General features: G+C 40.2%; 13 protein-coding genes. All 13 read left to right on the forward strand.

The window, feature by feature from the left end; all coding sequences use genetic code 11:
• The 13 genes from murD to gyrA all read left to right on the forward strand — a co-directional run bounded on the left by murD (position 1) and on the right by gyrA (position 14,995).
• Positions 1-1,368, forward strand: coding sequence for a UDP-N-acetylmuramoyl-L-alanine--D-glutamate ligase (gene murD, locus M1381_11120; protein MCL4479626.1), 1,368 nt, complete (start codon positions 1-3; stop codon positions 1,366-1,368).
• On the forward strand, positions 1,355-2,473 hold the full coding sequence (ftsW, locus tag M1381_11125; protein MCL4479627.1) for a putative lipid II flippase FtsW: 1,119 nt from the start codon (positions 1,355-1,357) through the stop codon (positions 2,471-2,473). The genes murD and ftsW overlap by 14 nt, the downstream gene beginning before the upstream one ends.
• A complete protein-coding gene (gene murG, locus M1381_11130) occupies positions 2,445-3,515 on the forward strand; it encodes an undecaprenyldiphospho-muramoylpentapeptide beta-N-acetylglucosaminyltransferase (GenBank protein MCL4479628.1) in 1,071 nt (356 codons plus the stop codon). The genes ftsW and murG overlap by 29 nt, the downstream gene beginning before the upstream one ends.
• Position 3,516: 1 nt before the next feature.
• Positions 3,517-4,893, forward strand: a complete 1,377-nt coding sequence (murC, locus tag M1381_11135; GenBank protein MCL4479629.1) for a UDP-N-acetylmuramate--L-alanine ligase — start codon at positions 3,517-3,519, stop codon at positions 4,891-4,893.
• The gene (gene murB / locus M1381_11140; GenBank protein ID MCL4479630.1) at positions 4,886-5,806 is read left to right on the forward strand and encodes a UDP-N-acetylmuramate dehydrogenase; all 921 of its coding nucleotides are present in this window, start codon (positions 4,886-4,888) and stop codon (positions 5,804-5,806) included. Before murC ends, murB begins: the two co-directional genes overlap by 8 nt.
• The gene (locus M1381_11145; protein ID MCL4479631.1) at positions 5,803-6,744 is read left to right on the forward strand and encodes a D-alanine--D-alanine ligase; all 942 of its coding nucleotides are present in this window, start codon (positions 5,803-5,805) and stop codon (positions 6,742-6,744) included. Before murB ends, M1381_11145 begins: the two co-directional genes overlap by 4 nt.
• Positions 6,741-7,619 carry an FtsQ-type POTRA domain-containing protein gene (locus M1381_11150; GenBank protein MCL4479632.1) on the forward strand — a complete coding sequence of 293 codons (879 nt, stop codon included), beginning with the start codon at positions 6,741-6,743 and terminating at the stop codon, positions 7,617-7,619. Before M1381_11145 ends, M1381_11150 begins: the two co-directional genes overlap by 4 nt.
• Positions 7,603-8,847: a cell division protein FtsA gene (gene ftsA, locus M1381_11155; protein MCL4479633.1), complete on the forward strand. Its 1,245-nt coding sequence runs from the start codon at positions 7,603-7,605 to the stop codon at positions 8,845-8,847. The genes M1381_11150 and ftsA overlap by 17 nt, the downstream gene beginning before the upstream one ends.
• A gap of 1 nt (position 8,848) precedes the next feature.
• Positions 8,849-10,000, forward strand: a complete 1,152-nt coding sequence (gene ftsZ, locus M1381_11160; GenBank protein MCL4479634.1) for a cell division protein FtsZ — start codon at positions 8,849-8,851, stop codon at positions 9,998-10,000.
• Positions 10,001-10,004: 4 nt separating this feature from the next.
• Positions 10,005-11,036, forward strand: a complete 1,032-nt coding sequence (gene purM, locus M1381_11165) for a phosphoribosylformylglycinamidine cyclo-ligase (GenBank protein ID MCL4479635.1) — start codon at positions 10,005-10,007, stop codon at positions 11,034-11,036.
• A gap of 194 nt (positions 11,037-11,230) precedes the next feature.
• Positions 11,231-11,539 (forward strand): DUF3467 domain-containing protein, encoded by a 309-nt coding sequence (locus M1381_11170; protein ID MCL4479636.1) that lies wholly within the window; start codon positions 11,231-11,233, stop codon positions 11,537-11,539.
• A gap of 1 nt (position 11,540) precedes the next feature.
• Positions 11,541-12,506 carry a polyprenyl synthetase family protein gene (locus M1381_11175; GenBank protein ID MCL4479637.1) on the forward strand — a complete coding sequence of 322 codons (966 nt, stop codon included), beginning with the start codon at positions 11,541-11,543 and terminating at the stop codon, positions 12,504-12,506.
• Positions 12,507-12,541: 35 nt separating this feature from the next.
• A complete protein-coding gene (gene gyrA, locus M1381_11180; GenBank protein ID MCL4479638.1) occupies positions 12,542-14,995 on the forward strand; it encodes a DNA gyrase subunit A in 2,454 nt (817 codons plus the stop codon).
• The last annotated feature ends 18 nt before the right edge of the window (positions 14,996-15,013 follow it).

Here is a 15,013-nt window from a genome sequence, read left to right on the forward strand (position 1 = left end):
ATGGAACTAAATGGTAAAAATGTTGCTATAATAGGCATTGGTAAGACAGGGATTGCAACAGCAGATTTTTTATACAAAAAGGGCGCTTCTATGACATGCTTTGATCAGAAGCCATTATACGGAATTGATAATTTAAATACTTTAAAATCGTGGAATGCAAAGATAATTGATAATTGGGATGGTAAGCATGTAGGCAAATTTGATTATGTTATCGTAAGCCCGGGCGTGCCGATGTCATTGGAAGGGATAACAGAAGCGAGAACAAAGAGTATAGAGGTTATCAGCGAGATAGAGCTTGCATGTAGATTTACGGATAAGAAGATAATAGGCATAACCGGCACAAATGGTAAAAGTACAACAGTTACGGTTGCCGGACAGATTCTAAATAATGCAGGGATAAAGACAGGGGTCGGCGGTAATATCGGGACCCCGTTTATAGAGCTTATAGATCACGATCAAGGTTACGGATTATACCTGCTTGAGCTGTCGAGCTATCAACTCGAAGGTATCATCACATTCAGACCATGGATTTCGGTACTTTTGAACATTACAGAGGATCACCTTGATCGTTACGGGAACATGAATGAATATGCTCAGGCTAAATTTAGAATATTCATGAACCAGTCTCAGAGCGATTACGCGATAATCAATGCGGAAGATGTTATTACCGTTAAATCAAGGCATAAGATTAGGGCAAAAACGTATAGCTTCTCTATAAATAAAAGGAACAGGAGAGGTGCTTATTATAACAATAATAAGATTATATATGTTGACGGCTCTGAAAACAAATCAGAATTTACAGTTAAGAATCCATCATTGAATGGTGTTCACAATATTCAGAACACCATGGCAGGAATAATAATCGCAAGGCTGCTTGATGTTCAGGATGAAAGCATACAATCAACATTGGATAAATTTAAGGGATTATCACACAGGATAGAGCTTGTGTCGGAGATCAATAAAATAAAATACTATGATGATTCTAAGGCTACGAATGTAGATTCTGTCCGCGTGGCTTTAAAGAGCTTTGCAGAACCAGTTATTCTTATAATGGGAGGAAGAGATAAGGGCGGAGACTATAGTCCGCTCTCTGAGCTGATTAAGAACAGGGTAAAACTTTTAATCGTTATGGGTGAGGCAAAGGAAAATATCCTTAATACGTTTAGAGGTATGGTTGATTATATTGTAGTTCAGAACATGGAAGAGGCAGTGAATAAATCTTATGAACATGCACGGGCAGGAGATGTAGTACTTCTTTCTCCTGCATGCTCAAGTTTTGATATGTTCCGGGATTACAAACAGCGTGGTGATGTATTCAAAGAAGCTGTCTTAAAATTAACGAAGGAAAATGCTCATGAAGGGATATGATCGCGGAATAATCATTGCAACATTCGGTTTGTGTATATTCGGGGTCATAATGGTCTTCAGCGCAAGTTCTATATATGCACTGCAGGAATACGGTAGTAAATATTACTTTGTAAAAAGGCAGGTCATTTATCTTATAATCGGTTTTATATCGGCTGCTGTTGCAGCCGGGATTGATATAAATATAATAAGAAAATACATCTGGTTTTTGTATGGAGCTATCATTCTGGCATTGATACTCGTATTCGTTCCGCACATAGGTGTAGTTGTAAGCGGATCGCACAGGTGGATAAAATTATGGCATTTCTCGGTACAGCCTTCGGAGTTCGCAAAGCCTATTTTAATACTGCTTATCGCACATGTACTTGATGAAAAGATTCAGAGGGCAAACAATCCAACGCCGGTTTTACTCCCGCTTGTATATACAGGTATTATGAGTTTTTTTATACTTCTGCAGCCCGATTTCGGCAGTGTAATCATCATAGTTTCGGTTGTATTTTTTATACTGTTTCTCCTGGGAGCCGATATTATGCAGCTTGTTTTTGCCGTCGTATCTGTAATCCCGGTAGCTGTTATGCTGGTGCTTCATTCAAGCTACAGACTCAATCGTATAAAAGGGTTCCTTGATCCATGGGAACATTCGAACACATCCGGTTTTCAAATTATACAATCGGCAATTGCCTACGGATCGGGCGGGATAACTGGCGTAGGACTCGGCAACAGTTTTGAAAAGTTGTTTTATCTGCCCGAGGCGCACACGGACTTTATTTTTTCTGTTATAGCAGAAGAGCTGGGTTTTATAGGCGTTGTGATTGTTGTAGGTGTTTTTATATACCTAATTCATAAGATGTTAAGTGTGGGATTCAGAGCAGAAGGTGTGTTTACAAAGGCAACGGTTTTTGGACTGACACTGTTTATAGCACTGCAGTCTATTATAAACATCGGAGTTACACTCGGCTTACTTCCGACAAAGGGGCTTACAATCCCATTCATAAGCTATGGGGGCAGTTCACTTGTTGCGAATCTCATTTCAATAGGTATTATACTTAATTTAACAAAAAGGGTAAATGATGGAGAGGATGAAGTTAATTATAGCAGGTGGGGGTAGTGGTGGACATTTCTTTCCTGCTATGTCTGTTGTGCAAGAAATCATCAGGAGGGATGTAGGTATGGAGTATCTCTATGTTGGGACCGAGGATGGTATAGAGAGCAGAAAATGGAATTTGCCGGAGAAGAACAGAATTCTTCTAAATGTCAGAGGCTTTAAGAACAAGGGTATGGTGGATAAAATGGCTGCGATATCACTCCTTGCCGGTTCAATAAAAAAATCATACGGGATCATCAATTCATTTAAACCCCAGGCTGTGCTTGGTGTCGGGGGTTATGCATCTTTTCCTTTAGTGATTACTGCCGCTATTATGGGTATACCAACCGCGGTTCATGAGCAAAACTCTATCCCAGGCCTTGCCAATAAGATTTTAGCAAGGTTTTCAAAGTCAATATTCATATCCTTCGGTGTCTCAAAGAATTATTTTCCCCCAAATAAAGTTGTCCTTACCGGGTTGCCGGTAAGGTTTAGCAGTACGCCGTCTAAAAAGTCGAATTCTGGTATTAAAACGATACTGATCCTCGGCGGTAGCCAAGGTGCAGCACAGATAAACAAGATGATGGTATCATCGCTCCAGGGACTAAAAGATAAAAAAGATACAATTCTGTTCATACACCAAACGGGTACCGCTGATTATAAAGCGGTAAAAGATGCTTATAAAGCGTACGGCTTTAACGCACAGGTTTATGATTTTATAGATGATATGAGTTCTGCATTTTTACAGGCAGATATTGCGATCTCCAGAGCAGGGGCTTCTACATTATTTGAACTCGCATTGTTTGGTATTCCGTGCATACTGATTCCTTATCCGCATGCTGCATCCGACCACCAGTCTATCAATGCAGCAGAGGTTGCCAATGCTGGCGGTGCAATACTGATATCAAAGGATACTGACGGTGTACCAATGGTGGTTGATGCCGTACATTTATTATTATCGGATCAGAACAGGCTTATTGCAATGTCTGAATCAATGAGAAGATGGTCCAAACCCGATGCATCAAAGGATATAGTTGATGGATTGATGAGGCTTAAGAAGGCTTAATATGCATAAAAGAATAAAACATATTCATTTTGTTGGTATAGGCGGTTCCGGCATGAACGGCATTGCCGAGTTGCTCCTGAATATTGGTTACATGGTAAGCGGATCAGATCTTAAGGCATCGAAGATAACAGAAAGGCTCGGGTCACTTGGCGCAAAGATTATGATTGGTCATAAAGCTGATAATGTTAATGACGCACATGTTATTGTTTACTCATCAGCAGTAAAACCCGATAATCCGGAACTCATGTACGCAAGGAGTCATGGAATTCCCGTTATACCGAGGGCCGAAATGCTTAGTGAATTAATGAGGGTCAAATATGCAATCGCCATTGCGGGCAGCCACGGTAAAACAACGACAACATCACTTATATCGGTCATGCTTACAATCGCAGGGCTTGATCCTACGAGTGTTGTTGGCGGAAAGGTGAACATATTCGGCTCAAACGCAAAACTCGGACAGAGCGAGTATCTTGTTGCAGAGGCGGATGAAAGCGACGGCAGTTTTCTCAGACTGAGTCCCACGATAGCTGTTGTTACGAACATTGACCCCGAGCATCTTGATTACTATAAGACTTTTGAGAGTGAGAAGTCCGCTTTTGTTGAATTTTTAAATAAGGTTCCGTTCTACGGGCTTTCCGTACTATGCCTGGATGAAGAAAATGTTGCATCAATAATCCCGCAGATTCATACGCGCAGGATTACTTACGGGCTTTCGGCGCAGGCTGACGTTATCGGAAGGGATGTTTCTATTCTTGCAGGTTACTCAACCTTTTTTGCCTCTGTAAGAGGTGTTGATTATGGTGGTTTTAGATTAAACATACCAGGCAAGCATAATGTTTACAATGCGCTTGCTGCAATTGCGGTTGGTGCAGAACTGGAGATCGAACCGGAAAAGATAAGGGAAGGCATTGCAAAGTTCAATGGCGTAGAACGAAGGTTCCAGATAAAAGGAGAAGTAAACGGTATTGTCGTGGTTGACGATTACGGGCATCATCCCAAAGAGATAAAAGCTACCCTGACTGCTGCAAAAAATGGTTGGAATAAAAGGCTTGTAGTCGTATTTCAACCGCACAGGTACACAAGAACAATGTTTTTGTTTGATGATTTCCTTACTGCATTTTATCAGGCTGACGTACTTATCATAACCGATATTTACCCGGCAGGAGAAGAACCGATTGAAGGTGTAAATTCTTATAAGCTTGTAAGTAAATTAAATGACATGGGCTATAAAGACGTAAGATATATACAGGGGAAGGATAAAATTGCAGAAGAACTTGAACGCACTGTTAAACCTGGAGATATGGTTATTACACTCGGTGCCGGTGATATATGGACGGTCGGGGATGCACTCATAAAGAGGCTGCAAACAAATGATTGATTTTAATGTTTTAGAGAAAATGGTGAGAGGCAGTGTTAATCTTAATGTTATGATGAAGGATTACACGAGTATGTGTGTTGGCGGCCCGTGTGTGTGTTTGTTTACTCCCGAGGATAAGGATGATCTCCTCAAGTTTATTGACTGGGCAAGGTCAAACAGCCAGAGGTATTTGGTTATTGGTGCAGGAACAAACATCCTTGTAAAGGATGGCGGGATAAAGCTACCGCTTATAAGGATAAAAGACACTCTTGATTCAATCGAGGTAGAGAATCAGGATGACGTATCTGTAACATTAAAAGTTGGTGCAGGCAAACCGCTTGCAGGGATTGTTAAGTATTGTGCGGATAATGGATTTACAGGAATTGAGCCGCTTGCCGGTATTCCCGGTACACTTGGCGGTGCAATATATATGAATGCAGGGACCGGGAAGGAAACCATATCGGACGTTATCGAAGCCGTTACATTCATAGAGAGAACCGGTAAGATAAAGACGTTTGAAAAGGACGATATGGGGTTTGGCTATAGGAAATGCAGTGCATTATCCACAAGCACTATTGTTACCTCGGCAGTGATAAAACTCGGCAGATCGTCTACCGTAAAGGTTCAAAAAAGGGTAGAAGAAATTGTAAAAAACAAGGCACAGATCCAGCCGCTCAATTATCCAAGTGCAGGCTCGATTTTTAAAAATTTAAAAAAGAAAAAGGCATGGGAGATGCTTGATGAAGCAGGTATGAGAGGTGTGAGGGTAAGAAATGCAAAGTATTCGGAGCTTCACACAAATTTTATAATTAATACCGGCGGTGCTACTGCTACCGATGTACTGGCACTAATAGATGCGGGTATGGAAAAAGTAAAAGAAAAAACAGGATTAAAATTAGAGTTGGAAGTAATCATAGTTGGTGAGGATCAATGAATGGTATAAATAAAAGAACTAAAATAGGTGTATTACTCGGAGGTTTATCCTCTGAAAGGGATGTATCAATTCAATCAGGCGAAAATGTATTAAAAGCACTCAGCTTGCTCGGATATGATGTCTTAAGAATTGATGTCAATAAGGCTTTACCCGCAGTGTTAAGAGAACACGATGTGCAGGTCGTTTTTAATGCGCTTCATGGGAGGTATGGGGAGGATGGTGCTGTTCAGGGCTTACTCGAGATAATGGGTATCCCATATACAGGCTCTGGTGTTACAGCGAGCGCAATAGCAATGGATAAATTACTCACAAAGCATATCCTCACAAGCGCCGGCATTCTTACGCCGCCGTACATAGTTATAGATAAGGCGGATATTCCTTATGAGAGTGTATTGGAAGAATGCGGGATAAATTTACCGTACGTCGTTAAGCCGTCTAAAGAAGGTTCAAGCGTAGGGATGAGCGTAGTATCAAGTTCATCACAGCTTAAGGAGGCATTAGATATTGCACTAAAGTATAGTGATCGTGTTTTGATAGAGCGTTTTATAGAAGGCAGGGATATAACGGTTGCCATTTATCGGAACAAGGTGCTCGGTTCTATGGAGATCGAAACACCGGCCGGTTTTCTCGATTACGATTCCAAGTATACGCCAGGGAAAGAGACGTTTTTTATCCCGCCAAGAATACCGGCAGAGGTCATTAAAGCAGCAGAAGAGGATGCATTAAAAGCCCATAATTTAATTGGGTGTGATTTTTATTCCCGTATTGATTTCAGGGCAGCGCCTGGCGGCAGGGTCTATATGTTGGAAATAAATACGTTGCCGGGTCTTACCCATTTAAGCCATGTCCCTAAAATAGCAGAATCGATTGGTATGAAATATGATGAGCTCGTTGAGGGTGTAGTGAAATCGGCAAGGCTAAAAGGGGGTAACGGGTGAATAGATTTATGCCTTATGATTTTAACTCAAGGTTGCGTAAAGCATCAAACAGGAGATTTAAAAATTACGGGAAGGTTCGTGTATACATGAAATATCTGCTTTATGTTTCTTTGATTGCCGGGTTAATAACCGGCGGATATATGCTGTTTATACAGGCGGAAAGTTTATTAATGGTATCTCCATTGTTTGCATTGAAACAACTTGAAATAAAGGGTTATGAAAAGGTTCAGCCATCAGAGATAGCAAGTGCCTCGGGACTTAAATTCGGAGAAAACATATTCTCTATTTCATTAAACAATGTTAGAAAGAATATTATGACAATACCATGGATAAAAAGTATCTCTATTAGGAAATCGCCGCCGCACAAGATTGAAATAGCGGTCTCAGAAAGAAATGCATACTGTCTGGTGCTTATGGATCACCTCTACTATGTTGATAGTGAAGGGGTAATATTTAAAATGGTATCGGATAATAATGCAACAAATTATCCCGTTATTACGGGGATGACCGGGGACGGCAGACGATTTATAGGTGAAGCATTGCGGCCGGTTGTTAACGCAGTATCCGTTCTTCAGGCAATCGACAAATATTCTCTTATAACGGCTAAAGACATTTCAGAGATTCATATAAACAGTAACGGCTACTCTATTATTACCATGGATGGTTTATTGATCAGGTTTGGAGATGATTCAATAGGAACTGAAATAGAAAATCTTAACAGCATAATTACATACTTTGGCGGTGAAATGCAGATGTTTTCTTCAATAGATCTCAGGTTTTCCGATGAGGGAATTTTAAAATACAAACAGCTCTTTGCAAGCACAGATGCCGTTAATCAAATAAAGGAGGTGAACAACTTTGCAGAAAAAGAATAACATAATTGTAGGGCTTGATATAGGTACAACAAAGATATGTGCCATAGTAGGTGAAATTAACGAAGGGAATATTGACATCATTGGTATAGGCAAGGTTTCCCCATCAAAAGGACTTAGCAAAGGGAATATTATCAATATTGAATCAACCGTTAAAGCCATAAAGCAGGCTGTAGAAGAGGCAGAACTGATGGCAGATTTCGAGATAACCAATGTTTATACCGGCATAGCAGGTGATCACATAAAAAGTTTTAACAGTAACGGTGTTATAGCTATAAAAGACAGAGAGGTCAAAATAGCGGATATAAAAAGGGTTATTGATGCGGCAAAGGCTATGCCGATACCGGCAGATAAAGAGGTGATTCACGTTATCCCGCATGAGTTTATTATTGATGATCAGGGAGGTATAAAAGATCCACTGGGAATGTCCGGCATAAGGCTTGAGGTAAAAGTGCACATTGTTACAGCGAATGTATCTTCTGCAATGAATATAGTAAAATCGTGCAACAAGTCAGGACTGACGGTATCCGATGTGGTGCTCCAATCTATCGCATCGGGCGAGGCTGTTCTTTCTCCGGAAGAAAAGGAGCTTGGAGTAGCTCTTGTGGATATAGGAGGCGGTACAACGGATATAGCCATATTTTACGATGGTAGCATAAGATACACGAGCGTTATAGCACTGGGCGGCGAGCATCTAACAAAGGATGTATCTGTGGGTCTGAGAACTCCGGTGTATGAAGCAGAAAAAATAAAAATAAAGTACGGCACAGCCTTGAAAGCGAATGTGGATAAGTCGGAGATCGTAGAGGTTAAAGGTATAGCTAATAGGAAACCGAGAACCATATCCAGACAAACACTTGCAGAGATAATTGAACTGAGGACGGAGGAGATCCTTACACTTGTTGATAAAGAGATCAATAAGTCGGGTTTCAAAGAATTGATCTCGTCCGGTATTGTTCTTACAGGAGGTAGTGCACTTCTCGACGGTATTGTGGATATCGCTGAACAGATATTTAACCTTCCTGTCAGAGTAGGATTTCCTGCATGGGTCGGTGGATTGTCCGATGTTGTTAAAGATCCATCTTTAGCAACCGCTGTAGGACTTGTAATCTATGGAAGCAAGAATGATGCAAATACATATTACGGTGGAAGGGATGACGATTTAATGAAAAGGATAAGATCGTTTTTTACAAATATTGCAATAAAATTGTTTATAAAAAAAGGAGGATAAAATGTTTGAATTAAGTAACGAGTATCATCATGCTGCAAAGATCAAGGTTGCAGGCGTTGGCGGAGGCGGTGGTAATGCTATAAACACGATGATCAAGCATGGTATGAGCGGAGTTGATTTTATAGCTTTAAATACGGACATGCAGGTACTGACAAGGAACAGGGCTTCTCATAAGATACAAATCGGTACAAAATTAACAAAAGGACTTGGTGCAGGAGCCAATCCGCAGATCGGGAAGGAAGCTGCGCTTGAGGATGAAGCGAAAATAAAAGAAACTCTTTCGGGTGCCGATATGATCTTCATAACAGCGGGTATGGGCGGCGGCACCGGAACAGGAGGAAGCTCCGTTGTTGCGGAGATTGCAAAATCTCTTGGTGCCCTTGTAGTTGCGGTTGTAACCAGGCCATTCTCTTTTGAAGGTAAAAAAAGGATCGCACAGGCAGAAAAAGGTATTGAGGAATTGAGTGATTATGTTGATACGCTCATAGTTATCCCGAATGACAGATTATTCAATATCTCTGATAATAAGACAACAGCGATTGAAGCTTATGCAAAGGTTGATGAGGTACTTTTACACGCCGTTCGTGGGATATCGGATATTATCACAATACCGGGGCTTATAAACGTTGATTTCGCAGATGTAAAGACAGTTATGAGTGAGATGGGTATGGCGATGATGGGTTCCGGTGAGGGAACAGGGGATAAACGTGCAAAAGAGGCTGCTCAAAGGGCCATATCAAATCCTTTACTTGAAGACATATCGATCAGCGGTGCCAGAGGGGTACTTATTAATATAACAGGCGATGCATCACTTGCCCTTAACGAAGTAAAAGATGTTTGTGATCATATCAAAGAGCAGGTTGACGAGAATGCCAATATAATATACGGTACTGTTATAAATGAAGATATAGGAGATAAAGTTTGTGTAACCGTAATAGCAACCGGTTTTGGGGATAGGAAAAAGAAGGATCTTTATCCTAACAAGTTTTCTATTATAACGGGTGATAAGAACAGGGATATCCCAACGTTTAAAAGGACGGATAAAAAAATAGGCGAAATTGATTCTGTAAAATCGGTTAAAAAAGTCATGCTCACAGAGTATGATAACGATGAACTTGATATCCCAACATTTTTGAGAAAAAAAGCAGATTAAAATAATGAAATACAGCGAAGCTGGTGTTAATGTTGATAAAGGTAATGCCTTTGTGGACAGGCTGAAGTCACTTACGAGTACAACCATGAGAAAGGGAATAATAGGCGGTATCGGCGGTTTTGCAGGACTTTTCGAATACGATAAAAAGAGATATAAACGTCCTGTCTTTGTTACATCAACGGATGGAGTCGGTACAAAGCTTAAAATCGCTTTTATGATGGATGTTCATGATACGGTAGGCATAGACCTTGTTGCAATGAATGTGAACGATGTTATTGTGAACGGTGCAGAGCCGCTGGTTTTTCTTGATTACATTTCAACATCCAGGCTTAAACTGAATGTGGCAGAGAATATAATAAAAGGTATTGTTAAAGGATGTAAACAGGCAAACTGTACTCTAATCGGTGGTGAAACGGCAGAGATGCCGGGATTCTATGCAAAGGACGAGTATGATCTTGCCGGATTTGTTGTTGGTGTCGTTGATAGAAACAGGCTGATCACCGGCGGCACTGTAAAAGCTGGTGATGTTCTTATCGGTGTGGGCTCAAACGGATTACACAGCAACGGATATTCTTTAGCAAGATATGTGCTTCTTGAGAAGAAAAAGATAAAGTTTAATGCGTATATTGATGAACTTGGCAGTACACTTGGAGAAGAACTGTTAAAGCCTACCAAGATCTATGTTAAAACGGTTTTATCCTTAGCGGATAACAATCTTATCAAAGCAGCTTCTCATATAACAGGCGGAGGGATAATAGATAATCTGCCGAGGGTGTTTCCGGATAATCTTATGGCTGTTATCAGAACGGATTCATGGCAAATACCTCCGATATTCGATATGATAAAATATCTCGGGAATATCAGTGATGTTGAAATGCTAAGGACATTTAATAATGGTATCGGCATGATACTGATCGTAGCTGAGAAAAATATTGATAAAGTTGTAAATTTGTTGAAAAGAAAACACGAAAATGCTTACCTTATAGGTGTTATGAAACCACTTCTAAATGGCAAAGACAGAGTGATGTTTGTTTAGACCATAATGCAGACTTTTTGCTTGACAGACATCCATGCGTTTATTTAGTGTCTCTTTCGGGGATCGTTGAACCCCCAGCCTTATAGGCGATGGAAGCTGAGTTGTAAACATAAAGGATTATTTTGGCTGTATATATACTTGCATTTTTATAATTTTACTGTTTAAAAAGGATGTAAGAATAAAAGGAGGTATATATGCAGCAGAATCAGGAGCAAAAAAAAGAAGCGGGTATACAAATACAGCTTGATGAACCGACATCTCAGGGTGTTTATATTAACCTTGCATTAATCAATCATACAGAAACGGAGTTTATTATGGATTTCATATACGTTCAGCCTCAGGCACCGCAGGGAAAGGTAAGAAGCCGGATTGTAACAAGCCCCATTCACATGAAGAGGCTTTTAAGCGCCATGTCTGAGAATTTAAAGAGGTACGAAGAAAGGTTCGGAGAAATAAAATTATCACCCGAACAACAGATTCAAAAGATAGGATTCATCCAGTAAAATGAGTAGTGCGGATTCAGTAACAAAAGACCTGAAAGTTGTGAACAGTTATATCAAGGCTGTTACTATGAACAGTATCCCTGAGATACCGGTTATAAGTCAGCACCTTATCGGGAGCGGTGGAAAAAGAATAAGGCCTTATCTTGTTATAATGAGTTCAAGGATGTTTAATGTGCCTAAAAAAGATTATGTAAAGGTTGCGGCAGCGGTTGAACTCTATCATTCTGCATCCCTTTTACATGATGATGTCGTTGATAATGCAAAGCAGAGACGTGGTATACCTTCAGCAAATCATGTATGGGGTAACAAAAATAGTGTGCTTGTAGGAGATTTTTTACTGGCAAGGACTTCTTCCATAATTGCCAATATGAGGAACCATGATTTGCTGGAGCTTTTTGTAGACGTACTCGGGCATATGGCGGAGGGTGAACTTATACAAATGCAGTTGAGCCATAAGCCGGATCTCACAGAAGACGATTATTTTTCAATTGTGAAAAAGAAAACAGCACATCTCATTTCTGCATCCTGTGAAAGCGGTGCCATAGTAGGTAATGCAGGCCAACAGTTTCGAAAGGTATTAAGACGTTATGGACTTCTTATTGGTATGGCTTTTCAACTTATTGACGATAATATTGATTATACCTCCATGTCAAAGGTATCCGGGAAGGATAAATGGGCGGACATTAAAGAGGGCAAAGTAACATTGCCAATGACGGTAGCACTTCTAAGAGCGACAAATAAAGAAAAAGCTTTTTTAAAAAGAGTCATTATAGAAAAGAAGGGTAAATTTGAAGACTATCCAAAGGTGCACGAAATAATTAAAAAATATAAAGGCTTTGATTATACAAAAAATAAGGCAGAGGATTTTGCCGATAAGGCTTTACAGTATCTTAATACTTTGCCACCATCTTTAGAGTTAGATGAGATGAGAAAATTTACACATAGTGTGGTTGACAGAAAGTATTAAATCTTAAAATCCCTGGTTCCCGGAGGTTTAAAAAAATGACCGAGCAATTAGATAATATTATTGTAGCCGATATAGAAGATGAAATGAAGCGCTCATACCTTGATTTCGCAATGAGCGTAATCATAGGCAGAGCTCTGCCCGATGTAAGAGATGGGTTAAAACCCGTGCACAGAAGGGTTCTCTTTTCAATGCTCGACCTTGGTAATACTCATGATAAACCTTACAAAAAATCTGCAAGGGTAGTGGGTGATGTAATAGGTAAATATCATCCCCATGGCGATACAGCCGTGTACGACACAATGGTAAGAATGGCTCAGGATTTTACAATGAGGTATCAGCTTGTTGAAGGTCAGGGAAACTTTGGCTCAATAGACGGAGATCCTCCGGCAGCAATGAGATATACAGAGGTAAGGATGAACAAGCTCGTTTCTGAGATGCTTGTCGACATAGATAAAGAGACCGTAGATTTTGTACCAAATTATGATAACACCCTTTTAGAACCATCCATCCTTCCAGCAAGATTTCCTAACCTGCTTGTCAACGGTTCTTCAGGGATTGCGGTAGGTATGGCAACAAATATCCCGCCGCACAACCTGACAGAGGTTATCAACGCACTTATAGAACTAATAAAACATCCGAATATATCTATTGATGATATCATGAAGTTTATCCCAGGTCCTGACTTTCCAACGGGTGCGTATATATATGGTGTAGACCAGATAAGGGCTGCTTATGAAACGGGTAGAGGGGTCATAAAGATGCGCGGCAGGGTTATTACGGAAAAGGCAAAAGGTGACAGACAAAACCTTGTAATTACGGAGCTGCCTTACATGGTTAATAAGGCAAAACTTGTAGAACGCATTGCGGAATTAGTTAATAATAAAGAGATAGACGGCATAAGTGATGTTAGGGATGAATCCGATAGAGAAGGTTTGAGAGTTGTTGTTGAATTAAAAAAGGATGCTTATCCGGAGATCATTCTTAATAAATTATACAAGCATACTCAGCTTGCAGAATCGTACGGCATTATACTTCTCGCTATTGATCTTGGTCAGCCCGTTATAATGAATATCAAAACTATACTTAATAAATTTATAGAATTCAGGAAGGAGATTGTTACAAGAAGAACCATTTTTGAATTAAGGAAAGCAGAAGACAGGCTGCATATAATAGAAGGTTTGAAAAAGGCAATCGAGAACATTGACGAGGTTATAGCCACAATAAAAAAATCAAAAAGTACGCAGGAAGCAGAAGTGAATCTTATAAAAAATTTTGATTTTACACAGATTCAGGCAAAGGCCATACTCGAAATGAGATTGCAGCGGCTCACGGCTCTTGAGACAGAAAAGCTTGTAGAAGAATTTAAAGAGCTCACAAGGCAGATAAAAAGATTGAAGGAAATACTCGGGGATGAAAGGGAGCTTATGGCTCTCATAACAGCAGAGCTTGAAGATATAAGGGCACGTTATGGAGATGAACGCAGGACAGAAATCATTTCAGAAACAAAAGAACTCAATGTAGAGGATTTGATAGCAGATGAAGATATGATATTAACGGTAAGCAATAAGGGATATATAAAACGCAACCCCGTAAGCCTTTATAAGGTACAAAACAGGGGAGGTAAAGGTAAAACAGCTTCCGGCGTGAGGGAAGAAGATTTTATAGAAAACATTTTTGTCGCATCGGCGCACAGCTATATACTGTTTTTTACGGATAAAGGCAGGGTTTACTGGCTAAAGGTTCATGAGGTACCACAGGCAGGAAGGATTGCGAACGGAAAACCGATTATAGGCTTGATTAAACTTGATGAAGGCGAGAGGCTTACAACCTATGTCCCTGTGCGTGATCTGACAGAACCTCTATTCCTTGTTATGTCAACTAAAAAAGGATATATTAAAAAAACACCGCTCTCTATGTACTCAAAACCAAGGTCAACCGGTATCATAGGTATTAATCTTGAGCCGGACGACAGACTTATTGATGTCAGGTTAACGGACAATAAACAGGAGCTTATATTATCAACCAGAAAAGGTATAGCAATAAGGTTTAAGGAAGACGGTGTAAGAGTTGTAGGCAGAGCTGCTTACGGTGTAAAGGGCATAGGGCTTGATGACAATGATGAGATAATCAGCATGAGTGTGCTTGAGAAGGATGCAACAGTTCTTACTGTTACTGAACATGGATATGGTAAAAGAACAAAGATAGATCAATACAGGCTTCAGGGCAGAGGCGGGCGGGGAACGATAAATGTAAAGGTTACCGCTAAAACGGGTGATGCTGTATCAGTCCTTAAAGTGAAAGAGGATGATGATATCTTCATAATAACAAATACGGGAAGGCTTATAAGACTGCATGTTAAAGGCATTTCAATAATAGGAAGGAATACACAGGGAATAAAACTTATCCAGCTTGAACCGGGAGAAAAGGTTGCAAAAGCAGCGCTTATCGTAGAAAAAGATGAAGAAGAAGCCTCCGGGGTACCCGCATAAAGCTGTTGAATAATATAG

It is taken from the genome of Deltaproteobacteria bacterium, from assembly GCA_023382265.1.
Lineage (GTDB): Bacteria > JAMCPX01 > JAMCPX01 > JAMCPX01 > JAMCPX01 > JAMCPX01.

What these genes read in the sequence shown, in the direction of transcription:
- murD (MCL4479626.1), top strand. Translation starts at nt 1, where the DNA reads ATGGAACTAAATGGTAAAAATGTTGCTATAATAGGCATTGGTAAGACA.
- ftsZ (MCL4479634.1), top strand. Translation starts at nt 8,849, where the DNA reads ATGTTTGAATTAAGTAACGAGTATCATCATGCTGCAAAGATCAAGGTT.
- purM (MCL4479635.1), top strand. Translation starts at nt 10,005, where the DNA reads ATGAAATACAGCGAAGCTGGTGTTAATGTTGATAAAGGTAATGCCTTT.
- gyrA (MCL4479638.1), top strand. Translation starts at nt 12,542, where the DNA reads ATGACCGAGCAATTAGATAATATTATTGTAGCCGATATAGAAGATGAA.
- murC (MCL4479629.1), top strand. Translation starts at nt 3,517, where the DNA reads ATGCATAAAAGAATAAAACATATTCATTTTGTTGGTATAGGCGGTTCC.
- murB (MCL4479630.1), top strand. Translation starts at nt 4,886, where the DNA reads ATGATTGATTTTAATGTTTTAGAGAAAATGGTGAGAGGCAGTGTTAAT.
- M1381_11175 (MCL4479637.1), top strand. Translation starts at nt 11,541, where the DNA reads ATGAGTAGTGCGGATTCAGTAACAAAAGACCTGAAAGTTGTGAACAGT.
- murG (MCL4479628.1), top strand. Translation starts at nt 2,445, where the DNA reads ATGAAGTTAATTATAGCAGGTGGGGGTAGTGGTGGACATTTCTTTCCT.
- ftsW (MCL4479627.1), top strand. Translation starts at nt 1,355, where the DNA reads ATGAAGGGATATGATCGCGGAATAATCATTGCAACATTCGGTTTGTGT.
- M1381_11170 (MCL4479636.1), top strand. Translation starts at nt 11,231, where the DNA reads ATGCAGCAGAATCAGGAGCAAAAAAAAGAAGCGGGTATACAAATACAG.
- M1381_11145 (MCL4479631.1), top strand. Translation starts at nt 5,803, where the DNA reads ATGAATGGTATAAATAAAAGAACTAAAATAGGTGTATTACTCGGAGGT.